This is a genomic window from Streptomyces sp. NPDC029164 (genome assembly GCF_055563995.1).
The window spans coordinates 52,958-79,010 of the sequence record NZ_JBVHWW010000027.1 but is presented as its reverse complement, the minus strand read 5'-3'; the positions used below and the strand labels follow the sequence as shown (position 1 = coordinate 79,010).

At 71.8% G+C, this 26,053-nt stretch carries 22 protein-coding genes and 2 tRNA genes; 21 read left to right on the top strand and 3 right to left on the bottom strand.

Features of this window, described 5'->3' with window-relative positions; translation table 11 throughout:
• Positions 1-93: 93 nt before the first annotated feature.
• From ACZ4VT_RS25175 to galE, 6 genes are all read left to right on the top strand, one after another.
• Positions 94-4,155 carry an Rne/Rng family ribonuclease gene (locus ACZ4VT_RS25175; RefSeq protein WP_467952881.1) on the top strand — a complete coding sequence of 1,354 codons (4,062 nt, stop codon included), beginning with the start codon at positions 94-96 and terminating at the stop codon, positions 4,153-4,155.
• Between the two features lie 287 nt (positions 4,156-4,442).
• The gene (rplU, locus tag ACZ4VT_RS25170; protein ID WP_008738952.1) at positions 4,443-4,763 is read left to right on the top strand and encodes a 50S ribosomal protein L21; all 321 of its coding nucleotides are present in this window, start codon (positions 4,443-4,445) and stop codon (positions 4,761-4,763) included.
• A 13-nt stretch (positions 4,764-4,776) separates the two neighbouring features.
• Positions 4,777-5,031 (top strand): 50S ribosomal protein L27, encoded by a 255-nt coding sequence (gene rpmA, locus ACZ4VT_RS25165; RefSeq protein WP_030027134.1) that lies wholly within the window; start codon positions 4,777-4,779, stop codon positions 5,029-5,031.
• Between the two features lie 168 nt (positions 5,032-5,199).
• Entirely contained in the window at positions 5,200-6,645 is a 1,446-nt protein-coding gene (obgE, locus tag ACZ4VT_RS25160; protein WP_362808380.1) for a GTPase ObgE, read from the top strand.
• A 70-nt stretch (positions 6,646-6,715) separates the two neighbouring features.
• Complete coding sequence (locus ACZ4VT_RS25155) at positions 6,716-8,332, top strand: glycosyltransferase family 2 protein (protein ID WP_467952878.1); 1,617 nt, start codon at positions 6,716-6,718, stop codon at positions 8,330-8,332.
• 61 nt (positions 8,333-8,393) lie between these two features.
• A complete protein-coding gene (galE, locus tag ACZ4VT_RS25150; RefSeq protein ID WP_467952876.1) occupies positions 8,394-9,407 on the top strand; it encodes a UDP-glucose 4-epimerase GalE in 1,014 nt (337 codons plus the stop codon).
• A gap of 85 nt (positions 9,408-9,492) precedes the next feature.
• Here the strand turns inward: galE and ACZ4VT_RS25145 are convergent, their stop codons facing one another.
• Together ACZ4VT_RS25145 and ACZ4VT_RS25140 are read right to left on the bottom strand one after the other, a co-directional pair.
• Positions 9,493-10,665, bottom strand: coding sequence for a glycosyltransferase (locus ACZ4VT_RS25145; protein WP_467952874.1), 1,173 nt, complete (start codon positions 10,663-10,665; stop codon positions 9,493-9,495).
• Positions 10,662-13,550 carry a bifunctional glycosyltransferase/CDP-glycerol:glycerophosphate glycerophosphotransferase gene (locus ACZ4VT_RS25140; RefSeq protein ID WP_467952872.1) on the bottom strand — a complete coding sequence of 963 codons (2,889 nt, stop codon included), beginning with the start codon at positions 13,548-13,550 and terminating at the stop codon, positions 10,662-10,664. Before ACZ4VT_RS25140 ends, ACZ4VT_RS25145 begins: the two co-directional genes overlap by 4 nt.
• Positions 13,551-13,738: 188 nt before the next feature.
• Here ACZ4VT_RS25140 and ACZ4VT_RS25135 point away from each other — a divergent pair, with 188 nt between their 5' ends.
• The 7 genes from ACZ4VT_RS25135 to ACZ4VT_RS25105 all read left to right on the top strand — a co-directional run bounded on the left by ACZ4VT_RS25135 (position 13,739) and on the right by ACZ4VT_RS25105 (position 20,197).
• Entirely contained in the window at positions 13,739-14,734 is a 996-nt protein-coding gene (locus tag ACZ4VT_RS25135) for a glycosyltransferase family 2 protein (protein ID WP_467952870.1), read from the top strand.
• Positions 14,731-15,159 (top strand): GtrA family protein, encoded by a 429-nt coding sequence (locus tag ACZ4VT_RS25130; protein WP_467952868.1) that lies wholly within the window; start codon positions 14,731-14,733, stop codon positions 15,157-15,159. The genes ACZ4VT_RS25135 and ACZ4VT_RS25130 overlap by 4 nt, the downstream gene beginning before the upstream one ends.
• A 76-nt stretch (positions 15,160-15,235) precedes the next feature.
• On the top strand, positions 15,236-16,363 hold the full coding sequence (proB, locus tag ACZ4VT_RS25125; RefSeq protein WP_362808360.1) for a glutamate 5-kinase: 1,128 nt from the start codon (positions 15,236-15,238) through the stop codon (positions 16,361-16,363).
• A gap of 34 nt (positions 16,364-16,397) precedes the next feature.
• Positions 16,398-16,859, top strand: coding sequence for a hypothetical protein (locus ACZ4VT_RS25120; RefSeq protein ID WP_351592494.1), 462 nt, complete (start codon positions 16,398-16,400; stop codon positions 16,857-16,859).
• 202 nt (positions 16,860-17,061) lie between these two features.
• The gene (locus tag ACZ4VT_RS25115; protein WP_467952866.1) at positions 17,062-18,345 is read left to right on the top strand and encodes a glutamate-5-semialdehyde dehydrogenase; all 1,284 of its coding nucleotides are present in this window, start codon (positions 17,062-17,064) and stop codon (positions 18,343-18,345) included.
• A 77-nt stretch (positions 18,346-18,422) separates the two neighbouring features.
• Complete coding sequence (locus ACZ4VT_RS25110) at positions 18,423-18,983, top strand: SCO2584 family spore wall biosynthesis protein (RefSeq protein WP_467952865.1); 561 nt, start codon at positions 18,423-18,425, stop codon at positions 18,981-18,983.
• A 68-nt stretch (positions 18,984-19,051) separates the two neighbouring features.
• Positions 19,052-20,197: an SCO2583 family membrane protein gene (locus ACZ4VT_RS25105; protein WP_467952863.1), complete on the top strand. Its 1,146-nt coding sequence runs from the start codon at positions 19,052-19,054 to the stop codon at positions 20,195-20,197.
• Here ACZ4VT_RS25105 and ACZ4VT_RS25100 read toward each other — a convergent pair.
• Complete coding sequence (locus ACZ4VT_RS25100; RefSeq protein WP_467952862.1) at positions 20,181-21,263, bottom strand: M48 family metallopeptidase; 1,083 nt, start codon at positions 21,261-21,263, stop codon at positions 20,181-20,183. The two genes, ACZ4VT_RS25105 and ACZ4VT_RS25100, sit on opposite strands and share 17 nt — an antisense overlap.
• A 140-nt stretch (positions 21,264-21,403) precedes the next feature.
• Between ACZ4VT_RS25100 and ACZ4VT_RS25095 the strand changes: the two genes are divergently transcribed.
• The 8 genes from ACZ4VT_RS25095 (at position 21,404) to ACZ4VT_RS25060 (ending at position 25,969) form a co-directional block, all read left to right on the top strand.
• Positions 21,404-21,571 carry a hypothetical protein gene (locus ACZ4VT_RS25095; RefSeq protein ID WP_319720698.1) on the top strand — a complete coding sequence of 56 codons (168 nt, stop codon included), beginning with the start codon at positions 21,404-21,406 and terminating at the stop codon, positions 21,569-21,571.
• A 36-nt stretch (positions 21,572-21,607) separates the two neighbouring features.
• Positions 21,608-22,225 (top strand): nicotinate-nucleotide adenylyltransferase, encoded by a 618-nt coding sequence (nadD, locus tag ACZ4VT_RS25090; protein WP_030710913.1) that lies wholly within the window; start codon positions 21,608-21,610, stop codon positions 22,223-22,225.
• A gap of 24 nt (positions 22,226-22,249) precedes the next feature.
• Positions 22,250-23,941 (top strand): LCP family protein, encoded by a 1,692-nt coding sequence (locus tag ACZ4VT_RS25085; RefSeq protein WP_467952860.1) that lies wholly within the window; start codon positions 22,250-22,252, stop codon positions 23,939-23,941.
• Between the two features lie 140 nt (positions 23,942-24,081).
• Positions 24,082-24,528 carry a ribosome silencing factor gene (gene rsfS / locus ACZ4VT_RS25080; protein WP_030008628.1) on the top strand — a complete coding sequence of 149 codons (447 nt, stop codon included), beginning with the start codon at positions 24,082-24,084 and terminating at the stop codon, positions 24,526-24,528.
• Positions 24,525-25,181 (top strand): histidine phosphatase family protein, encoded by a 657-nt coding sequence (locus ACZ4VT_RS25075; protein ID WP_467952939.1) that lies wholly within the window; start codon positions 24,525-24,527, stop codon positions 25,179-25,181. Before rsfS ends, ACZ4VT_RS25075 begins: the two co-directional genes overlap by 4 nt.
• A gap of 133 nt (positions 25,182-25,314) precedes the next feature.
• Positions 25,315-25,387, top strand: a tRNA-Ala gene (locus tag ACZ4VT_RS25070).
• Between the two features lie 144 nt (positions 25,388-25,531).
• Positions 25,532-25,765, top strand: coding sequence for a hypothetical protein (locus ACZ4VT_RS25065; RefSeq protein WP_008738908.1), 234 nt, complete (start codon positions 25,532-25,534; stop codon positions 25,763-25,765).
• A gap of 131 nt (positions 25,766-25,896) precedes the next feature.
• Positions 25,897-25,969: transfer RNA gene (locus ACZ4VT_RS25060), tRNA-Ala, on the top strand.
• The last annotated feature ends 84 nt before the right edge of the window (positions 25,970-26,053 follow it).

The following is a 26,053-nucleotide window of genomic DNA, read 5'->3' as shown; positions in this document are numbered from 1 at the left end:
CCCCGGAGGCCGGTTCCGCGCTCACTACGCGGAGCCGAGCCGGACCGGAAGTCAGCCGCGGCGCCCGGGAGCGTGACGGGAGAACCGCCCGCAATGCTCAACAACGAAAACGACACCACCGCAGGTAACGCCGACAGCGGCAGCCCCAGCGACAACCTGCCCCCGCGCAGGCGTCGCCGCGCCGCTTCCCGGCCCGCCGGCCCGCCCGGCGGGGCCACCGCAGAGGTGACCCCGGTGACGGAGGCCGCTCCGGCCGCCCCCGTCGAGGAGGCCGCTCCGGCCGCCGCCCCCGCACGTACCCGCCGCCGCGCGACCCGCGCCGTGGCCGCTCCCGAGACGCCGGCCGAGGCCGTCGTCGTCGAGGCCCCCGCCGCCGCGGCTCCCGCTGCCGCCGCACCCGCCGCCGAGGAGCCCGCCGCTCCCGCTCCGCGTGCCCGTCGCCGTGCCACCCGTGCCGTGACGGCTCCGGAGGCTCCGGCCGCCGAGGCTCCCGCGGCGGAGGCCGCGCCGGTGGTCGAGGAGGAGGCGCCGGCCGCTCCGGCTCCGCGTGCCCGTCGCCGTGCCACCCGCGCCGTGGCCGCCCCGGCCGCCGAGGCCGCCGCCGCCGTCGAGGCTCCCGTGGTCGAGGCCGCGCCGGTGGTCGAGGAGGAGGCCCCGGCCGCTCCCGCTCCGCGTGCCCGTCGCCGTGCCACCCGTGCCGTGACCGCTCCGGAGGCTCCGGCCGCCGAGGCTCCCGTGGTCGAGGCCGCGCCGGTGGTCGAGGAGGAGGCCCCGGCCGCTCCCGCTCCGCGTGCCCGTCGCCGTGCCACTCGCGCCGTGACCGCCCCGGCCGCTCCGGCCGCCGAGGCCGCCGCCAGTGTCGAGCCCCCGGCCGCCGAGGCCGAACCGGTCGTGGAGGAGGCCCCCAAGGCCACCGCCCGCACCTTCACCGTGGCCGACGCCCTGGACTCCCCGAAGCGCGGCGGCCGTCGCCGTGCCACCCGCTCCACCACCGCCCCGGCCGCCGCCGCGCAGCCCGCCGCGCAGCCCGCCGCGCAGCCCGCCGCCGAGGCCGAGGCGCCCGCCGCCCCGGCCCGCGCCCGCCGCGCCGCGCGCCCCGCCGTGGCCGTCTTCCAGGCCCCGGTCTTCGCCGAGCCGATGTTCCAGACCCCCGAGACGGCCGCCATGGCCGCCGCGGCCGCCCGCGCCGCCGCCCCGGCCGACGAGGTCGAGGAGGAGGAGCTCGAGGCTGAGGCCGAGGTCGTCCAGACCCCCGCCCCGCAGCCCGCCGGCCGCCGCCGTCGCCGTGGGCGCGGCGCCGCCGAGTCCGCTCCGGCCGCCGAGTCCGCGCCGGTCTCCCTCCCCGAGGTGCTGGCCGAGGAGGAGCCCGAGGCCGAGCTCGAAGAGGAGTCCGCCGAGTTCGACGAGGGCGACGAGTCGGGCGAGCGCCCGTCGCGCCGCCGCCGTCGCGGTGGCCGTCGCCGCCGTCGTGGTGAGGCCGCCGACCTCGACGAGTCCGCCGAGGAGGAGACCGAGGCAGAGGCCGAGGCCACCGAGCAGGAGGCCGAGGAGGAGGAGGACGACGAGGCCGAGGAGGCACTCGGCTCCAGCTCCAGCCGCCGTCGCCGCCGTCGCCGTCGCCGCAGTGGCGACACCGGTGCCGAGACCGCCGAAGCGGGTGACGACGACGGTGTGCGCACCGTCGTCAAGGTCCGCGAGCCGCGCCCGGCGCGCGAGAAGGCCGAGCCGTCCGACGAGGTCCAGTCCATCAAGGGCTCGACCCGTCTGGAGGCGAAGAAGCAGCGCCGCCGCGAGGGCCGCGAGCAGGGCCGCCGCCGCGTGCCGATCATCACCGAGGCCGAGTTCCTGGCCCGCCGTGAGGCCGTCGAGCGCGTCATGGTCGTCCGCCAGGCCGGCGAGCGCACCCAGATCGGCGTCCTCGAGGACAACGTGCTCGTCGAGCACTACGTCAACAAGGAAGAAGCCACCTCGTACGTCGGCAACGTCTACCTGGGCAAGGTCCAGAACGTGCTGCCGTCGATGGAGGCCGCCTTCATCGACATCGGCAAGGGCCGCAACGCCGTCCTGTACGCCGGTGAGGTCAACTTCGAGGCGCTCGGCATGGCCAACGGGCCGCGCCGCATCGAGTCCGCCCTCAAGTCCGGCCAGTCGGTCCTGGTGCAGGTCACCAAGGACCCGATCGGCCACAAGGGCGCCCGCCTGACCAGCCAGGTCTCGCTGCCCGGCCGCTACCTGGTCTACGTGCCCGAGGGCTCGATGACCGGCATCAGCCGCAAGCTGCCCGACACCGAGCGCGCGCGTCTGAAGACCATCCTCAAGAAGATCGTCCCCGAGGACGCGGGCGTCATCGTGCGCACCGCCGCCGAGGGCGCGAGCGAGGACGAGCTGCGCCGCGACGTCGAGCGTCTGCAGGCCCAGTGGGAGGACATCCAGAAGAAGTCGAAGCAGATCTCGACCTCTTCGCCGAGCCTGCTGTACGGCGAGCCGGACATGACCGTCCGCGTCGTGCGCGACATCTTCAACGAGGACTTCTCGAAGGTCATCGTCAGCGGTGACGGCGCGTGGGAGACCATCCACGGCTACGTGAACCACGTGGCCCCGGACCTGGCCGACAGGCTGTCCCGCTGGACCTCCGAGGTCGACGTCTTCGCGACGTACCGGATCGACGAGCAGCTCGCCAAGGCGCTCGACCGCAAGGTGTGGCTGCCCTCGGGCGGCTCGCTTGTGATCGACAAGACCGAGGCGATGATCGTCATCGACGTCAACACCGGCAAGTTCACCGGTCAGGGCGGCAACCTCGAGGAGACCGTCACCAGGAACAACCTGGAGGCGGCCGAGGAGATCGTGCGCCAGCTGCGGCTGCGCGACCTGGGCGGCATCGTCGTCATCGACTTCATCGACATGGTCCTGGAGTCCAACCGCGACCTGGTCCTGCGGCGGATGCTGGAGTGCCTGGGCCGCGACCGTACGAAGCACCAGGTGGCCGAGGTCACCTCGCTGGGCCTGGTCCAGATGACCCGCAAGCGGGTGGGCCAGGGTCTGCTGGAGTCCTTCTCCGAGACCTGTGTCCACTGCAACGGCCGCGGTGTCATCGTCCACATGGAGACGCCGACCGTGATCGGCGGCGGTGGCAACGGCAAGCGTTCGAAGCGCCGCGGCGGCCGTGGTGAGTTCGACCAGCACGACCACGAGGTCGAGACGGTCGAGGTGGTCGACACGGAGTTCGAGTCCGAGGCGGAGGTGGCGGCCGAGGCCGCCGCGCCGCGGGCGCTGCCCGAGCCGGAGTTCGTCGCGGACGAGGAGCTCTACAGCAGCCCGGCCGAGGCCGAGGCCGCGGCGGGTCTGAGCAGCCGCCGCAACCGGCGCCGCGCCACCCGCAAGGCGACCGCCCCGGCGGGCGCCCCGCGCGGTGCGGCCGCTCCGGCGCAGGCCGGGGCCCCGGCCCCCGTGGTCGAGGCCGAGCCGGTGACCGAGGCCGCCGACACGGTGCTGGAGCCGGCCGCCGAGGTCGTCGCCGAGGCCGTGGAGGCTTCGGAGGTGGTCGCGGAGGTCGTGGCCGAGGCAGTGGCCGAGGACGCCGCGCCGAAGGGCCGTACCCGTCGCCGTGCGACCCGTAAGGCCACCGCCCCGGCGGGTGCCCCGGCCCCCGCGGCCGAGGTGGCCCCGGAGCCGGAGCCGGAGCCGGTCGTCGTGCCGGAGCCCGAGCCGGTCGTCGAGCCCGAGCCCGAGCCCGAGCCCGTGGCCGTGGTCGAGGAGGCCCCCGTGGCGGAGGCCGCACCGGCCCGTCCGCGCCGGCGTGCCACCCGTAAGGCCACCGCACCCGCCGGGTCCCCGGCAGGCGCGGCGGAGGCCGCCGTCGTGGTCGTCGAGGCCCCGGTGACCGAGGCCCCGGCCGCAGCTGAGGAGGCCGCACCGGCCGAGGAGGCCGCACCGGCCGAGGAGGCCGCGCCGGCGAAGAAGGCCGCCAAGAAGGCTCCGGCCAAGAAGGCGACCACGGCGAAGAAGGCCCCGGCCAAGAAGGCGGCGGCCGCCAAGAAGACCGTGGCCAAGAAGGCGGCCACGACCAAGAAGACCGCGGCGAAGCGGGCGACGAAGAAGACCGCGGCGGCGGAGCAGCAGACTGCCCCGTCCGTCTCGGCTGCGACCGAAGCCTGATCCGCTCATGACCGTGGGCCCCGCCGAGCGGCGGGGCCCATGGTCGTGCGGGGCCCGGTTTGACCCTCCGGAACCGGGCCCGTAACCTAGACCGTCGGCGTGTCTTGGACGAATCCGTCCAGGCGTGCGCCGCGCTCCTGAGCACCTTCCTCCCGAACCGCACGCGCGAGCGTCGTTCGAGAGAGGCCGCTCGTCCAATCCGGATCAGAGTCGTCCCCGTCGGTACGAGGGGCCTGCCTGAGCGGCTGGCTTCAGGAGCATCCGTCCCGAGTGAGAGAGAGATCCGCGTGTACGCCATCGTGCGCAGCGGTGGTCGCCAGCACAAGGTTGCTGTCGGCGACATCGTTGAGGTTGACAAGATTTCCACTGCCAAGGTTGGCGACACGGTCGAGCTCTCGACCCTGCTCGTTGTCGACGGCGACGCCGTGACCAGCGACCCGTGGGTCCTGGCCGGCATCAAGGTCCAGGCCGAGATCGTGGACCACCACAAGGGTGCGAAGATCGACATCCTTCGGTACAAGAACAAGACCGGCTACCGCCGTCGCCAGGGTCACCGCCAGCAGTACACGGCGATCAAGGTCACCGGTATCCCCGCGGCTGCGAAGTAAGAGGGACTGAGACATGGCACACAAGAAGGGCGCATCGTCCACCCGGAACGGGCGCGACTCCAATGCCCAGCGGCTCGGCGTGAAGCGCTTCGGCGGTCAGGTCGTTTCCGCCGGCGAGATCCTCGTCCGCCAGCGTGGCACCCACTTCCACCCGGGTTCGGGTGTCGGTCGTGGTGGCGACGACACGCTGTTCGCGCTGCAGGCGGGTGCCGTGCAGTTCGGCACGCACCGTGGCCGCAAAGTCGTCAACATCGTTCCGGCCGCCTGATCCAGCTCCGGCTGATCAAGCGTTCGTAACTTCCCGAGGGCGGATCTCAGCTCTTCCCGGCTCTGGCCGGGAAGAGAGGTCCGCCCTCGGCGCGTTGGTACGTACAGACGTTTTAATGGACAGCAAGGCCTGTCCGGGACATTCCCGTATGTAACTGGAGGAACAACCATGACCACCTTCGTGGACCGCGTCGAGCTGCATGTCGCCGCGGGTAACGGGGGCCACGGCTGCGCCTCCGTTCACCGGGAGAAGTTCAAGCCGCTCGGCGGCCCCGACGGCGGCAACGGCGGCCGTGGCGGCGACGTCATCCTGGTGGTGGAGCAGGCGATCACCACCCTGCTGGACTACCACCACAGCCCCCACCGCAAGGCCACCAACGGCAAGCCCGGCGAGGGCGGCAACCGCTCCGGCAAGGACGGCCAGGACATGGTCCTGCCCGTGCCGGACGGCACCGTCGTCCTCGACAAGGAGGGCAACGTCCTCGCCGACCTCGTCGGCCAGGGCACCACCTACGTGGCCGCCGAGGGCGGCCGCGGCGGCCTCGGCAACGCCGCGCTCTCCTCCGCCCGCCGCAAGGCGCCCGGCTTCGCGCTCCTCGGCGTCCCCGGCACCACCGGCGACATCGTCCTGGAGCTCAAGACCGTCGCCGACGTGGCGCTGGTCGGCTTCCCGAGCGCCGGCAAGTCCTCGCTGATCTCGGTGCTCTCCTCGGCCAAGCCGAAGATCGCGGACTACCCCTTCACCACCCTCGTCCCGAACCTGGGCGTCGTCACGGCCGGCTCGACGGTCTACACGATCGCCGACGTCCCGGGTCTGATCCCCGGCGCCAGCCAGGGCCGCGGCCTGGGCCTGGAGTTCCTGCGTCACGTCGAGCGCTGCTCGGTGCTCGTGCACGTCCTGGACACCGCCACCCTGGAGTCCGACCGCGACCCGATCGCCGACCTCGACGTCATCGAGGAGGAGCTCAAGCTCTACGGCGGCGGCCTGGAGAAGCGTCCGCGCCTCGTCGTCCTGAACAAGGTCGACATCCCGGACGGCCAGGAGCTCGCCGACATGGTCCGCCCGGACCTGGAGGCGCGCGGCTACAAGGTCTTCGAGGTCTCCGCGGTCGCCCGTACGGGCCTGAAGGAGCTCTCCTACTTCCTCGCCGAGGGCATCGCCAAGGCCCGCGCCCGCAAGCCGAAGGAGGAGGCGACCCGCATCGTCATCCGTCCGAAGGCCGTGGACGACGCCGGCTTCACCGTCACCTACGACGAGGTCGAGGACGTCTACAACGTGCGCGGCGAGAAGCCTGAGCGCTGGGTTCGCCAGACCGACTTCAACAACGACGAGGCCGTCGGTTACCTCGCCGACCGCCTCAACCGCCTCGGCGTCGAGGAGGCGCTGAAGAAGGCCGGCGCCCGCGCCGGTGACGGTGTCGCGATCGGCTCCGACGAGAACGCGGTCGTCTTCGACTGGGAGCCGACCGTGATGGCCGGCGCCGAGATGCTGGGCCGCCGCGGCGAGGACCACCGTCTGGACGCCCCGCGTCCGGCCACCACCCGCCGCAAGGACAAGGAAGCCCAGCGCGGGGACTCGGCGCAGAAGGAGTACGACGAATTCCGGCCGTTCTAGTCCCCTGCCGAGGGAATCTGCCCCGGAGGGTTTGAAGGCGTCTTTATGTGGGTCGCCTAGGATCCTTCGGGTGAACAGCAGCAACCTCCCCACGGTCTCCGTCGTGGTCATCGCGTACAACGACGCCGGGCTCGTGGGCGAGGCCGTCTCCTCGGCCCTCGCCCAGGGCCCGGTGGTCGCCGAGGTCATCGCGGTGAACGACGCCTCGTCCGACGGCACCGCGCGGGTGCTGGACGAGCTGGCGGCCGCGCACCCCCGCCTGAAGGTCGTGCACCGCACGGAGAACAGCGGGGGGTGCGGCACCCCGCGCAACGACGGGATCGCGGCCGCGTCCGGCCGGTACGTCCTCTTCCTCGACAGCGACGACGTCCTGCCGCCGGGTGCGGCCGACGCCCTGGTGCGCACCGCCGAGCAGCACGGCGCCCCGGTGACCGTGGGCGCGGCGGTCCGGCGCGAGCTGCCCCAGCGCCACGACGTGCCGTGGATGCCCGGGCTGTACACCCCCGGCGACGTCATCGAGCGGCCGGCGGACCGGCCCGAGCTCGTCCGCGACACCCTCTGCGTCAACAAGCTCTACGACCGCGCCTTCCTGGAGGAGCACGGCCTGCGCTTCCCCGACGGCCGGTTCGTCTACGAGGACTTCGTCTTCACCTCGCGCGTGCTCGCCGCGGCCCCCCGCATCGCCGTCACCGGCGACCTCGTCTACGTCTGGCACGTGCGCCGCGGCGCCGCCCAGGTGTCGATCTCCCTGGACCGCAAGGACGTCGGGAACTGGCGCTCCCGCATCGAGGCCCACCGGACGGCCGCCCGGACCCTCGCCGCCGCCTCCCCGGTGCTGGGCAGCGCCTGCCAGGTGAAGTTCCTCGAGTACGACCTGCGCATGTACCTGCGCGAGCTCGGCAAGGACCCCGAGTACCAGGCCGCCTGGTGGACCCTCACCCGTGCATACCTCGACACCTTCGCCGAGGCCGACATCGAGTCCGCCGCCGCCCACGCCCGCTGGATCGCGGGGGTGCTGCGCGCCACCGCGACCCCGCCCGCCGACGTGGGCCGGCTCACCCGGCTGGCCGCCGAACCGCCGCGGCTGCTGCCCCCGTACGCGGTCGGCCCCACCGGCGCCCCGGTGTGGAGCGAGGAGCTCCCGGTGGAGCTGGACGGCCTGGCCCAGCTCCCGGTCGCCGAACTGCCCGTGACCGTCGACGCCGAACCGGCCGGCCGCGGCGCCGTCCGGATCCGCCTGCACGACCTGTACGGGCGCCTCGCCGAGGCCGGGCCCCGGACCGTGCAGCTGAGCTTCATCCCGCGGGCGGGAGCCGAGCCGGTCCTCGCCCAGCCTGTCGAGCTGCGCCCCGACCGCAACGGCGGCTGGATCGCCGTACTGCCCTTTCGGCTGGCCGACCTGGCCGTCACGGGCCGCCGCCAGGGGCTGCGCAGGATGCAGGCCTGGAACGTCGGGGTGCGCGTGGAGTGCGCCGACGGGAGCTCGGTGTTCACCTCCCTGCGCCCCGGCGGCCGCCTGCTCCGCCGTCGGGCCCTGCCCAGCAGCCGGTACGGTGTTCTGCTGGCGCAGCCCTACCGGACGGGTGCAGGCGCCCTCGCGCTGCGCCTCGCGCCCGGCGCCGAGGGAGCGCTGTACCTCGTGCGCAACCGCTTCCACCGGGCCCGGGCAGGCCGCGGGGCGGGCTGACGGCCCCTTCCACACCGCTGCGCTTTCCCCACCGAAGTCGGACAGGACCAAGGAGATACACATGACGTTTCTGATCACCGGTGGCGCCGGTTACATCGGCGCGCACGTCGTCCGCGCGATGCTGCTCGCGGGGGAGAAGGTCGTCGTGCTCGACGACCTGTCCACGGGCAACGAGGACCGCGTCCCGGAGGGCGTCCCGCTGGTGGTCGGCTCCGTCCTGGACCGGCTGACCCTGGACAAGACCCTCCGCGCGCACAAGATCACCGGCGTGGTGCACCTGGCGGGCAAGAAGCAGGTCGGCGAGTCCGTCGAGAAGCCGCTGTACTACTACCACGAGAACGTGCAGGGCCTCACGGTCCTGCTCCAGGCCGTGGCCGAGGCGGGCATCCGCAACTTCCTCTTCTCCTCCTCCGCCTCCGTCTACGGCATGCCCGACGTGGACCTGGTCACCGAGGACACCCCCTGCGCGCCGCTGAGCCCCTACGGCGAGACGAAGCTGGCCGGCGAGTGGCTGGTCCGCGCCGCGGGCAAGGCGCACGGCATCTCCACCGCCTGCCTGCGCTACTTCAACGTGGCGGGCGCGGCGACCCCCGAGCTCGCCGACACCGGCGTCTTCAACCTGGTCCCGATGGTCTTCGAGCGCTACGACGCCGGCCAGGGAGCCAAGATCTTCGGCGACGACTACCCGACCCCGGACGGCACCTGCATCCGCGACTACATCCACGTCGAGGACCTCGCGGAGGCCCACGTGGCGGCGGCCCGCAAGCTCGCCGAGTGGGGTGCGGCCGGGGACTACAAGGACCTCACCGTCAACATCGGGCGCGGCGAGGGCGTCTCGGTCGCCGAGATGGTGGCGCTCCTGAACAAGAACACCGGACACGACTACGCGCCGGTGATCAGCCCGCGCCGCGCCGGCGACCCGGCCAAGGTCGTGGCCTCGGCCGACAAGATCACCAGTGAGCTGGGCTGGAAGGCCCGCCACGACGTCCGCGAGATGGTCACCTCCGCCTGGGCGGGCTGGGAGGCCAACAAGGCCGCCCGCACCGACCGTCACAAGGACGTCCACAAGGCCTGACCGGCCGGCGAAGGCCACGTGACGAAGCCGCCCGCCCCGGACGCGTCCGGGGCGGGCGGCTTCGTGTGTCGCGCGGTGGGCGCGCTCAGCGCTCCAGGAAGGAGAACAGCCTCTCCCAGCGGTCGGTGATGTCGGTGCTGGAGTACCGCTTCACCGCGTGGAAGGCGTTGTCCCCGAGCCGGTCGCGCAGCTCGCGGTCGGACATCAGCGCGTTCAGGTGCCCGGCCAGCTCCATCGTGTTGCCCAGCCGGGCCAGCAGCCCGTCCTCGCCGTGCTCGACGATCTCCCGTACGCCCGGCGCGCAGTCGAAGGCGGCCACCGGAACGCCCGCCGCCATCGCCTCCAGCAGCGTGATCGGGAAGCCCTCGGCGCGCGAGGCCTGGGCGAAGACCGAGGCCCCGCGCAGGGCGCCCAGAACATCGCCGGTGCTGCCCATCCACTGCACGGAGTCGTCCAGCCCCAGCGAGGTGCAGTGCGCCCGCAGCGCTTCCTCCTCCGCGCCCGCCCCGTAGATCCGCAGGACCCAGTCGGGGTGGTGCGGCGCGGTGTCCGCCCACGCGTCGAGCAGCAGGTCGACGCCCTTCTCGAAGGCGAGGCGGCCGACGCACGCCACGACCTTCTCCGTGCGCGGGGCCGGGGTGTCGGGCATGAAGGGCAGCGGGTTCGGCATGCTGGCGACGTTCTCCATGCCGGCCCGGATCCACAGGTCCGCGTCCTCGGCGGTCAGCACCAGCAGCCGGTCGACCTGGGAGTAGTAGCGGCGGACCCGCTCGCCACGGGTGGACTTGTGGCTGGCCTCGAAGGACTCGTGGCTCATGCCGATGACGCTGAGCCCCTTGGTGTCGGCGAGCGCCACCCACTCCATCGCCCAGACCTGCGTGACGATGACCACACCGCCCGGACGGGCCGTGCGCAGCAGCTCGCTCAGCTGCTCCGCCTTGACCCGCATCTTCGCCCGCCGGGCCGCCTGACGGCGCCGCTCGGGGGCGTTCAGCCGGCCCTTGATGCCGCGCAGCCGGCGGGCCGACGGCGGGTGGGCGTCGTAGAGCGTGGTCATCGCGTACGGCAGGTCCTGCGGCAGCTTCTGCCGGATCTCCTCGGCGACCGGGGCGATGCCGACGATGTGCACCCGGTGGCCGCGGTCCGTGAACAGCCGGGCCATCTGGTGCGACCAGGTGGTCACGCCGCCGAGCTCGTCGACGTTGTTGGAGACGATGAAGATGTCACGGCCGCCCGGGGTGGTGGTCTCCTGGCTCACTTGCCGCTCCTGGTGAAGAACTTCTCGACGATCTGGCGGGCCGCGTCGCCGCGGTCGTACTCGCCGAACTCGGCGAGGAAGCGCTGGCGCGCCTGCGCGTACTTGACGTCCGCCTCCTCGAAGGCGGCGACCGCCTGCAGGAGTTCGTCCGCGGTGGCCACCACCGGGCCCGGGGCCTTCTCCTTCAGGTCGAAGTACGTGCCGCGGATGTCGTTGGCGTACTTCTCGTAGTCGTACGCGAAGAACAGCATCGGCCGGTCCAGGACCGCGTAGTCGAACATCACGGACGAGTAGTCGGTGATCAGTCCGTCGGCGAGGGCCAGCAGCGGGGTGATGTCGTGGTGCCGGGACACGTCGATGACCCGGCCGGCGACCGACGGCGGCAGCGAGACGCTGTTGAGGTAGTGGGTCCGCACGAGCAGCGTGAAGCGGTCGCCGAGCCGGTCCGCGAACTCCTCCACGTCGAAGGGGAAGGTGAAGCCCTCCACCGCGCCGTCCGCGCCCGCCCGGAAGGTCGGCGCGTACAGCAGCACCTTCTTGTCCGGGTCGATGCCGAGCTCCGTCGCCAGCGGGCCGCGGACCCGCTCACCGCTGTCCGCCTCCGTCCGGTACGCCTCGACGAGGGCGTCGTTGCGCGGGTAGCCCGTGCGCAGCAGCACCTCGTCGCGCAGCCGGAAGCCCTTGGCGAGGGTGCGGGTGTCGTGCTCGGAGCGGATCAGGAAGTGGTCGAAGCGGTCGACGGCCTCCTGGAAGCGCTTCTGGCCGGCCCGGCCCTGCGCCTTGGTGCGGGGCTCGTGGAAGCCCATGCGCTTGAGCGCGGAGCCGTGCCAGGTCTGGATGTACGTGGTGCCCGGGCGCTTGGCCAGCGCCAGCGGGAAGCCCTGGTTGTCGACCCAGTACTCGGCCTGGGCGAGGGCCCGCAGGTAGGGCCAGCTCCAGCGCCGCACCAGGGTGGCCTCCTTGGGGAAGCCGGTGGGCTTGCCGCCCGCGTACGACCAGATCGCCTCGAACGGCACGCCCTGGCGCACCATCTCCTCGTAGATCGCCTTCGGGCTGTCGCTGTACTGCTTGCCCATGTGGCTCTCGAAGACGACCGTGCCCTTCTTGACCGGCAGCTTCGAGAAGACCTCGTGGTACAGCTTCACCTTCTGCTCGCCGGAGCCCATGTTCCGGCGGGCCCGCAGGGCCTTGCGCAGGCCCCGCTTGACCACGCCGGCCGCCTTGCCCTGTATGGCGTTGTTGATCAGCGACTGGGTGCGTACGGCGGCGGCGCCCTCGGCGGTCAGGACGTAGCTGAGGTTGCCCTTCTTGGTCATCTCCGGCCCGAAGCGGTCGGAGACCAGCCGGGTCAGGCGCGGCCGCACGCGCAGCCGGGCCGCCGAGTCCAGGTCCACTCCGCCCACCGAGACGCGGGTGGTCAGCCGCTCGCGCCCGGCGGTCAGCTTGAGGCGGACGTCCCAGACGGCGTCGATGATGCCGAGGGGGCGGACCGTGCCGGCGACGTCGGCGGTCCCGGTCCACTCGATCGTGTCACCGGCGTGGCGCACGCTTGCCACGGGGAAGCCGAAGGAACGCACGCCGACCTGCCGGCGGGCCCGGAACTCGAGCGTGGCCTTCAGCTCCGCGTCGGCCGGGATCCGGCCCAGCGGGTTCACGAGGGAGCCCGACATCGTGACGGTGCCGCGCCCGTCGTCCTCGTAGGAGGTGAGGCGGTTGCCGAGCGTGAGGGAGGTGAGCGGGGTGGTGTGGAAGCCCTGCTCGGTGACGTCCAGTATCCGGCGGGCCTCGGCGGCCTCTGCGGGGTCGGGACTGTCGATGTGCCGCCCGCACCAGTAGACGCGGCCGTCGCGCTCGGCGAGGGGGGAGGTGAGCCGGCCCTTGTTGGTCATGGCGTCGGCGGCCGGGAGCAGGTTGTCCCAGTCCTCCTTGCCCAGCAGGTAGGCGCAGATCGCCTGGAGGTGGGTGACGTTCTCGTACGCGGCCGGGTCGATGCCCGCGAGGTAGCCGTTGGCCAGCCGGGCGAACTCCTGGCGGTACTCGTCGCTCAGCAGGCGCAGGTCGCGCAGGTGCAGCACCAGGTCGTGCTTGACGAACTTGGCGTCCTTCGCGGACTTGATGTCCGCGTGGCCCTTGGCCGCCAGCAGCTCGTCGACGCGGCGGTGGATCTCCATCCGGTGGACGAAGTTCTTGATCTCGTGGCGCCGGTTGCTGATCGACAGGGCGGCGGCCTTCTCGACCACGTTCCAGAAGTAGACGTGGTTGGGGATCAGCGTGATGCGTGCGGCCGCGACGTAGGCCTGCGCGGAGAACAGCAGGTCCTCGTAGTGGATGCCGACCGGGAACTCCAGGCCCTGCTCCAGCAGGAACGCGCGCCGGTAGCACTTGTTCGTCGAGAGGGTGTCGTAGACCAGCAGGTCGGGGAACTCGGTGATCGATTCCAGCGTGCGGGTGCGCGAGTAGATCCAGGGGTACCACTCGGTGGTCTTGCCCCACCGGTTGTCGAGGTGCACGCGTACGCACATGCCCGAGACCAGATCGGAGCCGGTCCGCTCGGCGGCCTGGAGCATGTTCCGGCAGGCGTTGCGCTCCAGCACGTCGTCGCTGTCGAGGAACATCACGTACGTTCCGGTGGCCTGCAGGATTCCGTGGTTGCGCGGCGCGCCGCAGCCACCGCTGTTCTCCGGCAGCTGGAAAGCGCGCACTCTCCCCGGATGCGCGGCCTCCAGTTCCTGGGCGACCGCGTAGGAACGGTCCTTGCTGCAGTCGTCGACGATCACGACTTCGACCCCGTGCAGGGTCTGGTCCAGAACGGACTGGACTGCTGTCGACAGACGCTCTGCGTCGTTGTAGACGATGACGACCACGGAGACGTCGGGCACGTGCACCTCGATCCCTTCGTTTCGTTGCGTTTCGTTCAGCTCATTCCGCTTATCTCGTCAAAGCTACCGTGTACCGCTCTCGGCTCAGGCAGACCGACCGACGCTCCACCCTCGCCGTGCATACTTCTAAGGAAGAGGTGAGAGGCCGGTCCGGTCGCCGACAATCACCCGTTCGGACCCAGCAGGAAGTGTTCATGACGAAGCTGTCCGTAGTTGTCCCTTGCTACAACGAAGAGGCCGTCATCGACAGCTTCGACGCGGAGGTCCGCAGGGTCCTGGACGCCCTCCCCGTCGAGTACGAGATCTGCTACGTCGACGACGGCAGCCGCGACGGCACCCTCGGCAAACTGCGGAAGATCGCCGCGGAACACGGGGACCAGACGCGCTACGTCTCCTTCAGCCGCAACTTCGGCAAGGAGGCCGGCATGCTCGCCGGCCTGCGCGAGGCCACCGGCGACGCCGTCGTGATCATGGACGCCGACCTCCAGCACCCGCCGGAGCTCATCGAGCGCATGCTGGAGCACTACCGGCAGGGCCACGACCAGATCATCGCCCGCCGCACGCGCGAGGGCGACAAGAAGCTCCGCTCCGCCCTCAGCCGCCTCTACTACCGGGGCGTCAACCGCTGGGTCGACGTCGAGCTCACCGACGGCGTCGGAGACTTCCGCATGCTCTCGCGTCCGGCCGTGGACGCCCTGCTGTCGCTGCCGGAGTACAACCGCTTCTCCAAGGGCCTCTTCTCCTGGATCGGCTTCGACACCGTCCACTTCGACTACCGCAACGCGCAGCGCGAGGCCGGCGAGACGAAGTGGAAGTTCGGCTCCCTGCTGAACTACGGCATGGACGGCCTGATCTCCTTCAACAACCGGCCGCTGCGCATCGGCATCTGGTTCGGCGTGTCGCTGGTCGCCCTGACCGGCCTGTACGCGCTGTGGATCACGATCACGGCGATCACCAACGGCGTCGAGTCCCCGGGCTACGTCACCCTCGTGGCGATCATCACCGGCCTGGGCGGCGTCCAGCTGATCATGCTCGGTCTCATCGGCGAGTACATCGGCCGCATCTACTACGAGACCAAGCGCCGGCCGCACTTCCTGGTGAAGGAGTCGCACGGCGCGGAGCAGCCCTCGCGCGACGGCCGGACCAAGCCGGCGGCGGAGCCCGCCGTCGTGGAGCGCAGCGCCCGATGAGCCGCAGGGACCAGCTCGGCCAGATCTTTCGCTTCGCCCTCGTCGGCGGCGTCAACACCGGCACCTTCTTCGGCATCTACCTCCTGCTGCACCCGTGGATGCCGTACTTCGCCGCCTACTCCCTCGCCTTCGGCCTGGCGATGGTCGGCTCGTTCTTCATGAACACGTACTTCACCTACCGGACCCGGCCGACCTGGAAGAAGTTCTTCCTCTTCCCGCTGACGAACGTGACGAACTACGTCATCCAGTCGGCCGGCCTCTACGCGCTGGTGGCCTGGGCCGGGATGGACACCCGGATCGCCCCGCTGGTCGCGGCGATCGTGGCCATCCCGTTCACCTTCCTCCTCTCCCGCAAGATCCTCGTCCCGGGCGCGGCGCGGGCCGCCGAGCCGGAGCACGCGCACGACGGCCCGTCCAGGGTCTGAAACCCCCGAGCAGCCCGTCGCGCCCACCCCGTAGATTGAGGTGGCAGGCATTTCGGCAAGGGGCAAGGGGACAGACGTGTCAGCGGCTAGGCAAGGTGTCGTGGACGCCCGCAGGATCGTGGTCAAGGTCGGCTCCTCCTCCCTGACCACCGCGGCGGGCGGACTCGACGCCGACCGGGTGGACGCGCTGGTCGACGTCCTCGCCAAGGCCCGCAGCGGCGGCGAGAAGGAGATCGTCCTCGTCTCCAGCGGAGCCATCGCCGCCGGACTCTCCCCGCTCGGCCTGCGCCGCCGCCCCAAGGACCTGGCCCGCCAGCAGGCCGCCGCCAGCGTCGGCCAGGGCCTGCTCGTCGCCCGCTACACCGCCTCCTTCGCCCGCTACGGCATCCGCGTCGGCCAAGTGCTCCTGACCACGGACGACACCAGCCGCCGGGCCCACTACCGCAACGCGTTCCGCACCCTGGACCAGCTCCTGACCATGGGCGCCCTGCCCGTCGTCAACGAGAACGACACCGTCGCCACGGACGAGATCCGCTTCGGCGACAACGACCGGCTGGCCGCCCTCGTCGCCCACCTCGTCCGCGCCGACCTCCTCGTCCTCCTCTCCGACGTGGACGGCCTCTACGACGGCGACCCGTCCCAGCCCGGCACCACCCGCATCGACGAGGTCCGCGGACCCGAGGACATCGCGCACGTCACGATCGGCAGCGCCGGCAAGGCGGGCGTGGGCACCGGCGGCATGGTCACCAAGGTCGAGGCGGCCCGGATCGCGGCCGCCGCCGGGATCCCGGTCGTGCTGACCTCCGCGAGCCAGGCCGCTGACGCCCTCGCCGGGCGCGGGACCGGCACGTTCTTCCACGCCACCGGGCGCCGCTCGGCGGACCGGCTGCTCTGGCTCCAGCACGCCTCGACCCCGCAGGGCCACCTGGTCCTGGACGACGGGGCGGTGCGCGCCGTCACCGAACGCGGCAGCTCCCTCCTCCCGGCCGGCATCGCCGCCGTCGAGGGCGACTTCGTCGCCGGGGACCCCGTGGAACTGCGCGCCGCCGACGGCCGCGCGGTGGCCAGGGGCCTCGTCAACTTCGACGCCAAGGAGCTCCCGCAGCTCCTCGGCCGCTCCACTCGCGAGCTCGCACGGGAACTCGGACCCGCGTACGAGCGGGAGGTCGTCCACCGGGACGATCTGGTCCTGCTACAGGGCTGAGGTTCGGGAAAAGCGCAGCGCGGAGGGCCGGGGACTGGTCAACTGTGAGGGGCGGGCGGACACGCGCAGCGGAGACAGGAGGCGGCTGGTGAGACGAGCGCTGACCAGCGTCGGTCCGGGGGACGGTGGCGGTGGCGGGGAGGAGCAGGACCACGCCTCGCGCCTGTGGCACGTGACCCTGAGCGTCTCCGGCAAGCCGGCCCCGCTGTCCGAGGTCCGGCGCGGACTGGAACAACTGGCCCACGACCACCCCTTCCTGCTCACCAGCCGGTACGCCGACGACCACGCGGAGATCCGCTACTGGGAAGAGGCCCGCGACCTCCACGACGCGGCGGCCGTCGCCCTGCGCCTGTGGGGCGAACACCGCTCCTCGGCGCAGCTCCCGCCCTGGGAGATCGTCGGCCTGGAGGTCATCGACCGCGCCACCTACCACCAGCGAGTGGCCGAAGGCTACGGCCCACCCCCGGCCCACCCGGTGGGCGTCCACCCGTACTAGGCATCGTTCAGCCCGTCCGGCGCGTGAGGATCGGGTCCGGGCGGAGCCCTGGGGCACCTCCCGGCGGTGGCTGGGGGAGAAACGGTGAAAGGGCGGGGCGGGGAGAAGGCCCCGCGCAGCGGCCCCGCAGACGGCCCGCGGCGGCGTCTCGCGGGGTGGAACCCCCTCGGCGGGGCACCGGCGGGGGCTTACCCTGGGCGGCATGACCTCGCTCGATGCCGCCACCGCCACCTCGCCCGTCATCGCCACCGCCCAGCGGTCCCGCACCGCCGCCGCCGCCATCGCGCCACTCCCGCGGTCCGCCAAGGACGCGGCCCTGCTGGCGATCGCGGACGCGCTGGAGGCCCGTACGGCCGAGATCATCGCCGCCAACGCCGTGGACACGGACAAGGCCCGCGCCGCCGGCACCAGCGAGACCGTCATCGACCGCCTCACGCTGACCCCGGAGCGCGTCGCCGCCATCGCCTCCGATGTGCGCGACGTCGCCGCCCTCCCCGACCCCGTCGGTGAGGTCGTCCGCGGCGGCACCCTCCCCAACGGCATCGACCTTCGGCAGATCCGCGTTCCCCTCGGCGTCGTCGGGATCATCTACGAGGCCCGCCCCAACGTCACCGTCGACGCCGCCGCCCTCTGCCTCAAGTCCGGCAACGCGGTCCTGCTGCGCGGCAGCTCCTCCGCCTACGCCTCCAACACCGCGCTCGTCGCCATCCTGCGCGACGCCATCACCGGGGCCGGCCTGCCCGCCGACGCGATCCAGCTCGTCCCCGGCGAGTCCCGCGAGTCCGTCCGCGAGCTGATGCGCGCCCGCGGCCTCGTCGACGTGCTCATCCCGCGCGGCGGCGCCTCCCTCATCAAGACCGTGGTCGAGGAGTCCACCGTGCCGGTCATCGAGACCGGTACCGGCAACTGCCACGTCTACGTCGACGCCCAGGCCGACCTGGACATGGCCGTGGACATCCTCGTCAACTCCAAGGCCAGCCGGCCCTCGGTCTGCAACTCCGCCGAGACCCTCCTCGTCCACCGCGACATCGCCGACGCCTTCCTGCCCCGCGCCCTCGAGGCGCTCGCCGACGCCGGCGTCACCGTGCACGGCGACGCCCGGGTCCTGGCCGCGGCCGAGGGCGGCAAGGTCACCGCCCTGCCCGCCACCGACGAGGACTGGGCCGCCGAGTACCTCTCCTACGACATCGCCGCGGGCGTCGTGGACTCCCTCGACGACGCCGTCGCCCACATCCGCCGCTGGACCTCCGGCCACACCGAGGCGATCGTCACCACCTCCCAGGCCGCCGCCCGCCGCTTCACCCAGCTGGTCGACTCGACCACGGTCGCCGTGAATGCGTCCACCCGGTTCACGGACGGTGGTCAGTTCGGGTTCGGCGCCGAGATCGGCATCTCCACCCAGAAGCTGCACGCCCGGGGCCCGATGGGCCTTCCCGAGCTCACCTCCACCAAGTACGTCGTCACCGGCGACGGTCACGTTCGGTAGTCATCGCCTGGACGCGGTGTGGCCGGAATTCGGCCGACACCCTGCCCAAAGGCGCCCCCCAGGTCTAGGCTGGTCCTGTGCCGGACGACGTGGGGGGCAAGCCGTTCCCGGACGACGGGGAGCCCGACGACGACCGCGGAGGCGCGGATCAGGACTTCGCCTCCGTGGTGTTCGACGAGGCCTTCGTCCGGAACGCCGAGATCCATGAACCGAGTGCCGCCGAACGCCAGCGGGCGGCCGACCGGGCGCGCGCGGAGGCGGAAGCCGCCCGCGCCGTGGCCGGCGGCTGGACGGGCGACGACGACTACGACGGATACGGATACGGCCACCCCGACGGGTACGAGGCCGACGACCAGGGCTGGGACGACCGCGACCACGGCTACCCCGACGGCCCATACGGACCGTACGGGGCCTACGGCGGCAGCCTGCGCCCGTACCGCGGCCGCGCGCCCTGGCTGCGCCCCGTCGCCTGGGTGCTCGCCTTCGTGATGGGCCTCGGCATGGTCGCGCTCGCCTTCAGCGCCGTCTACCGCAGCGCCGCGGGCGAGGCGGACCCGGCCCCGGCACCCGCCAGCACCCCCGGCCGGGAAGTCACCGGCGTCGGCGCGTTTACGTACCCCTCCGTCCGCCAACCCTGAAGGTACGACCCCACTCGCGTACGTCGGAGCTGGGGGCTTCTCTGAAGCGGGGACAGCGGGGAGAAGCGATGGCCGTTCCAGGAGATCCGCCCAACGGCACCCCCGAAGGCATGGGCGGGGGCGAAGACGAGTTCCGGTCGGACGACTACCGATCGGTGGTGTTCGACGAGGACTTCGTCCGGGCTGCCCGGCTCCAGGAGTACTCGGCACAGGAACGCATGGGCGAGCACGCCCGGGCCGTGCGCAGCCGCTCCATCTGGTCGGGCGGCGGCCCCGGGTCCCGGACCGGCACCCCCGGCCGCGGCGCCCGGCAGGGCATGCTGCTCGTGCTGCTCATCGCCACGGCCTTCGCCGGCGCCGTCTACATGGGGCTGCGCAACCCCTACGTCGCCCCGCCCGGGGGAGCCGCCCAGGCGCTCAGCAGCACCGTGGTCCCGCTCGCGCCGACCACCGCCGTGCCCGGCGGGCGCCCCGCCGACCTGTACGCGAAGAGCCCCGCCGCCGACTACCGCGTCGGGGCGGCCGGGATCAACCTGCCCGCCGTGCGCCGCACGGACCACTTCACCGACGTCCAGATCCTCACCGCGCTGTCCATCGCCAAGGACTACCTGGTGAACTCCTCGCTGGACCCCGACGTCCTGGCCGGAGCCGCCAACCGGCCGGTGCGCGTCCTGCTCGACCCCGACCAGCTGGCGCAGTTCGACCGCAGCATGACCTCGCCCGCCGGCGACGGGCGGCACGCGGTCACCGGCTGGCTGGTCCGCTTCGACCCGGCCATCGCCGTCGTGGCCGACGCCCGGGTCCGGGTGAGCGGGAGCCTCGCCTACGCGGAGGTCGCCCCCGAGGTGCTGGAGGTGATGACCGACCACACCTTCGTGTACGCCGTGCGGCCGGCCACCGGGGTCCCGGCCGCGGCCGAGGGCGCCTCGCTCTTCACCGTCCGGCGGGAGCTGCGGCTGCGCTTCGACAAGGACGACCTGAGCGCCCGGCGCCTGGAGCTGGCCGCGGCCTACGTGATGGCCGGGCCGCAGGACTGCTCCAGCGACCAGGGCGGGGGCTTCCGCCCGGTACTGGCCGGAGCCGGCCCGACCACGGTGGGCCCGCCCGCGAGCGACCCGTACGCCACAGGCCAGCCGCGGCGCACGGCCGGGCTGTGCGGCGTACTGGCGCCCTCCGCGACCCCGGGCGAGACCCAGGTCAGCCCTGCTCCGTAGCCCCGCCCTTGGCCGTCGGCCCGGTGCCCGAGCCGGATCCACTGCCGGCGCCGGTGAACTTGTCGCGGAGCTTGCCGCCCATGTCGGCCGCGCCGCCCGCGATGTCGCCGACCAGCTTGAACAGCGGGTCCTTGCTGGTGCGCACCGAGTCGGCGTAGTGCGCGGCCGACTCCCGGAAGGAGTCGGTGACCGAGGCGTCCTTGTCCTCCTCGCGGCGCGGATAGTGGCCGTCCATGATCCGTTGGAAGTCCCGGCTCTCCGACCACTTCTTCAGCTCGGCCGCCCGGACCGTGGTGAAGGGGTGCGTCCGCGGCAGCATGTTGAGGATCTTCAGGACGGAATCGCGCAGGTCGCCGCCCTTCTCGTACTCGTCGGCCTGCTCCAGGAAGGCGTCCACGTTCATCTCGTGCAGGTGGTTGCCGCCCGCGAGCTTCATCAGCCCCCGCATCGAGGCCGTCACGTCCTGGCCCACCAGCAGGCCGGCCCGGTCCGCCGAGAGCTCCGACTTGCGGAACCACTCCCGCAGCGCGGTCACGAGCGCCGTGATCGCCACGTTGCCCAGCGGGATCCACGCGACCTTCATCGCCAGGCTCGTCAGGAACAGCAGGATCGTGCGGTAGACGGAGTGCCCCGACAGGGCGTGACCCACCTCGTGGCCCACCACCGCCCGCATCTCCTCCTCGTCGAGCAGCTCGACGAGGCTCGTGGTCACCACGATGATCGGCTCGTCCAGCCCGATGCACATGGCATTGGGCTTCGGGTCCTGCTGCACGTACATCTGCGGGACCTTCTCCAGGTCCAGGATGTAACAGGCGTCGCGCAGCATCGCGTACAGGTGCGGGAACTGCGTCTCGCCCACCCGCACCGAGTCCGACAGGAACAGCAGCCGCAGGCTCCGCTCCGGGAGCAGCCCGCTCAGGGCCTTGAACACGGTGTCGAACCCGGTCAGCTTGCGCAGCGCCACCAGCGCCGAGCGGTCCGCCGGATGCTCATACGCCCGCGAGGAGATACCGGGGAACCTCCTGCGGTCCCTCGCCGGTGCCTTCTCGAAACCCGTCTCCGTCATAGCGCCCTCCCCTGGATGGACCTGCTCGGCCGTGCGTCTATCCTCTCCAACGCCTGAGTCGGCGTGAGCGTGCCCCAGGCCCCCGCATACGATGTGAGCGAAGTCTCCGCCCGCTCCCCGACTCGATAGGTACCTGCCTGATGAGCCTCGCCTCCACCGCCCACAACCTGGTCGTCCTCGCCTCGGAGGGGGCCGAACAGCACAGCGGCAACCACGACAGCCTGAACCCGTACCTCACCGGCGGCGGTGCCTTCGTCGTCCTGATGCTCATGCTCTGGGTCACCACGCGCCTGAACCGCGACCGCTAGACCGACCGGTCCGCCGGGCCAGTAGGCTCTGCGCTCATGGGAGAGCAGGAGACGCCTACCGGTCCGGTCAAGCGCCGGCTCGGCGTGATGGGCGGGACATTCGACCCGATCCACCACGGACACCTGGTGGCCGCCAGCGAGGTGGCCGCCCTTTTCCACCTCGACGAGGTGATGTTCGTGCCGACCGGTGAGCCGTGGCAGAAGTCGCAGCGGGCCGTATCGCCCGCCGAGGACCGCTACCTGATGACGGTCATCGCCACGGCATCGAACCCCCAGTTCTCGGTGAGCCGCATCGACATCGACCGCGGCGGGCCGACGTACACGATCGACACCCTGCGGGACCTCAAGGCGCTGAACGACGACGCCGACCTGTTCTTCATCACGGGTGCCGACGCGCTCGCACAGATCCTGACCTGGCGGAACGCCGACGAGCTCTTCTCGCTCTCCCATTTCATCGGCGTCACCCGCCCGGGCCACGTGCTCACCGACGACGGGCTGCCCGAGGGCGGCGTCTCCCTCGTCGAGGTTCCCGCGCTGGCGATCTCGTCCACGGACTGCCGTGCGAGGGTGGCCCAGGGGGATCCTGTCTGGTACCTGGTGCCCGACGGCGTCGTGCGTTACATCGACAAGCGTGAGCTGTACCGGGGAGCCTGAGCTTCCGGAGAGAGGGGCCCCGCGGTGAACGACCGACAGGATCCGTACGACCCGTATGCCGCCCAGGAGCAGCAGCTCGTCGGCTACGACGCGTACGGGCGGCCGGTGTACGGCCAGGTGCCCGCCCAGCCCGCCCAGCCCGCGCCGCCGCAGTACGAGCAGCAGCAGTACGGCTACGACTACCAGGACTACGGCCAGCAGCAGCAGTACTACGCGCAGCAGCCGGCCGCCCAGGAGTACGGGCAGCAGGAGTACGTGCAGGCGCCCGGCTACGGGTACGACACGCAGCAGACCCAGCAGTGGATCCCGCAGCAGGCAGCCCCGCAGCAGGCCGCTCCGGAGCAGAGCGCCCCGCAGCCGGCCGCTCCCGAGGCGCCGGCGCCGGCCCCGGCCGAGCGCCGGGCCGCCCAGGTCCCCGAGCCGCGCCGGCCCGACGGCGAGCCCGAGGCGGGCCGGGACTACCGCACCGAGATGTTCGCCTTCATCGACCAGCCGGACGAGGACTCCGAGGACGTCATCGACTGGCTCAAGTTCACCGAGAGCCGGACCGAGCGCCGCGAGGAGGCCCGCCGCCGCGGCCGCAACCGGGTGGTGGCGCTGATCGTCGTCCTCGCCGTGTTCGTCGTCGGCGGCCTCGGCTACCTCTGGTACGCGGGCAAGCTGCCCTTCCTCGAAGGCCCCGGCAAGGACAAGACCGGTGCGACCGCCGCCGGGGCGCAGAAGCGCGACATGATCGTCGTCCACCTGCACAACACCAAGAAGGGCGGCACCTCCTCGGCGCTGCTCGTCGACAACGTCACCACCAAGCAGGGCGCCACCGTCCTGCTGCCCAACACCCTCGCCCTCAGCGGCCAGGACGGTTCCGCGACGGGCCTCGGCAAGGCGGTCGAGGAGGGCGGCATCGGCACCCGGGAAGCCCTCGACTCGGTGCTCGGCACCCACATCGGCGGCACCTGGCGGCTGGACACCCCCTTCCTGGAGAACCTGGTCGAGCTGGTCGGCGGCATCGAGGTCGACACGGACACCGCGGTCCCGGCCGACGACGCGGCCAAGACCCCGGCCGTGGCCCAGGGCCAGAAGCAGAGCCTGAGCGGTGCCATGGCCGTCGCGTACGCCACCCACCGCGGCCAGGGCGAACCGGAGGCCAAGCAGCTGGAGCGCGTGGGCAAGGTCCTCCAGGCGGTCCTGCGCAAGGTCCCGAGCGACCCGAAGGCGGCGGCCGTGACGGTCGAGAGCATCGGCCAGATCCTCGACCCGGCCCTGAACGCGCAGACCCTCGGCGCCCTGCTGGCCCGGCTCGGCGAGCACGCCAAGGTGGGCGCGTACCGCACGGACACCCTCGCCGTGAAGCCGGACGGCACGCTCACGGACGAGGCCAACAAGAAGGTCGTCAAGGAGGTGCTCGGCGGATCCGCCACCGAGGCGCAGCCCGGCGCCACCCCGCGCGTCGGCCTCAAGGACGCCACCGGCGACGAGAAGGCGCAGATCGCAGCGAAGGCGGCGCTGACGAACGGCGGCTACACCTTCGTGGACGGCGGCAAGGCCGACAAGACCGCGGCCGCCTCGCAGATCACGTACCAGGACGACGCGCAGCGGGACCGGGCGATCGAGGTCGCCAAGACGCTGGGACTGCCCGAGACGGTCGTGAAGAAGGCCGAGAACGCCGTGAACGCGGAGGTCGTGGTGGTCCTGGGCAAGGACTACAAGGCCTCCTGAGGAGTCCTGAGGCGTCCCGATCCGGGCTCCGGCCCGGTCCCGGGAGGTGCTTTCGCCCGCGCGGGCCGTTCCGCGCGGGCGGTGTCGGCGGTACATGAGACCCTTGTAAGGATCTGCCCGCCAACCCGAAAGCATGGCCAGTGACCGCCACGGACCGCTCCATCGAGCTCATCACCGCCGCCGCCCAGGCCGCGGCCGACCGGCTCGCGCACGACATCATCGCGTACGACGTCAGCGACGTGCTGTCGATCACCGACGCCTTCCTGCTCGCCTCGGCGCCCAACGACCGCCAGGTCAAGTCGATCGTCGACGAGATCGAGGAGCGCCTGCTCAAGGAGCTCGGCGCCAAGCCGGTGCGCCGCGAGGGCGACCGCGACGCCCGCTGGATCCTGCTCGACTACGTCGACATCGTCGTCCACGTCCAGCACAGCGAGGAGCGGGTCTTCTACGCGCTGGAGCGCCTGTGGAAGGACTGCCCCGAGATCGAGCTTCCCGAGGACGCCAAGCTCACCATCGGCAAGGCCGAGGAGCACGCCAAGCTGCGCGAGGCGGCGGGCGACGACGAACTGGACGGTGATCTGTTCTGAGCGCGAGCACCTCGGGCAAGTCCGGACGCAAGATCGTCCTCTGGCGGCACGGCCAGACCGGTTGGAACCTGGAGCGGCGCTTCCAGGGCTCCACGGACATCGAGCTGACCGAGGCGGGGGTGGCGCAGGCGCGCCGCTCCGCGCGGCTGCTCGCCTCGCTGAAGCCGGCTGCCATCGTGGCGTCCGACCTGCGGCGCGCCTCCGCCACCGCGGCCGAACTGGCCTCCGTCACCGGGCTGCCCGTGGAACACGACGCGGCGCTGCGCGAGACGTACGCCGGTGAGTGGCAGGGCCTCACGCACGACGAGATCATCGAGAAGTACGGCGAGCAGTACGCGGCGTGGAAGCGCGGCGAACCGGTCCGCCGCGGCGGCGGTGAGCTGGAGACCGAGGTCGCCGACCGCGCCGCACCGGTGGTGCTGGCGCACGCCGACAGGCTGCCGCAGGGCGGCACCCTCGTCGTGGTCAGCCACGGCGGCACCATCCGTACGACGATCGGGCGCCTCCTGGGCCTGAACGCGTACGACTGGGAGGGCCTGGGCGGGCTCTCCAACTGCTGCTGGTCCGTCCTCGGCGAGGGCGCGCGCGGCTGGCGCCTGTTGGAGCACAACGCCGGCACCCTGCCGGAACCGGTGCTCGGCGACGACGACTGAGCTGCTTCCTGCCGCTCGTTGCCGCTCCTAGCGGGGGCTGCCACCCGGATTTCACTTTCCGGCTGGTCACAGGCTAGAGTTCTTCTTGTTCGCAGCGCGGAACACCGGAGACGGGGGGAGCGCGGCGGAGAGCGGGGCTATAGCTCAGTTGGTAGAGCGCCTGCATGGCATGCAGGAGGTCAGGAGTTCAATTCTCCTTAGCTCCACAATCAGGATCCCGTCCCCAATAGGGGGCGGGATCCTTGTTTTTGTACCCTTTGCGTTTGCTGACCTGGCCCGCACCGGCATGGCAGAATCGGGACCGCCGGAGGGGGAGACGACGGCCCGACGCGGGAGGGAGTCGCTGACGGATGGGTGCACACCGGCGCCGGTGCGACTGGTGCAACAACGGCACGCCGATCGTGCGGGACATGGACCCGGTCAACCCCGACTACCAGTACTGGTGCGAGGAATGCGCGCGGGCGCTGATCATAAAAGGCGACCCGATCGAGACGTACCGTGAGCTGGAAGGGGAGCCGATCTACGGCCGGCTGCTCGACGAGCACTGCACGCTCAAGCGCTTCTATCAGTTTGCGAGAGCGTGACAAGTTGGATCAAATCGGACATGGCCCGCGGTCGGTGGAAACCGATTTTTGGACCGGGGCCATGACCGTGTAATGTTTGGGACGTCGCCAAGGGGAACCGGCAAGGGAAACCGAGGCGGCCGGCAGAACAAGGGGCTATAGCTCAGTTGGTAGAGCGCCTGCATGGCATGCAGGAGGTCAGGAGTTCAATTCTCCTTAGCTCCACAGTGAAGAAGCGGGCCACCCGGATCGGGTGGGTCAGCTCTTGCTGTTGTGTTGGCCACACGGGGGGCCCGGGGGGTTCTGGGC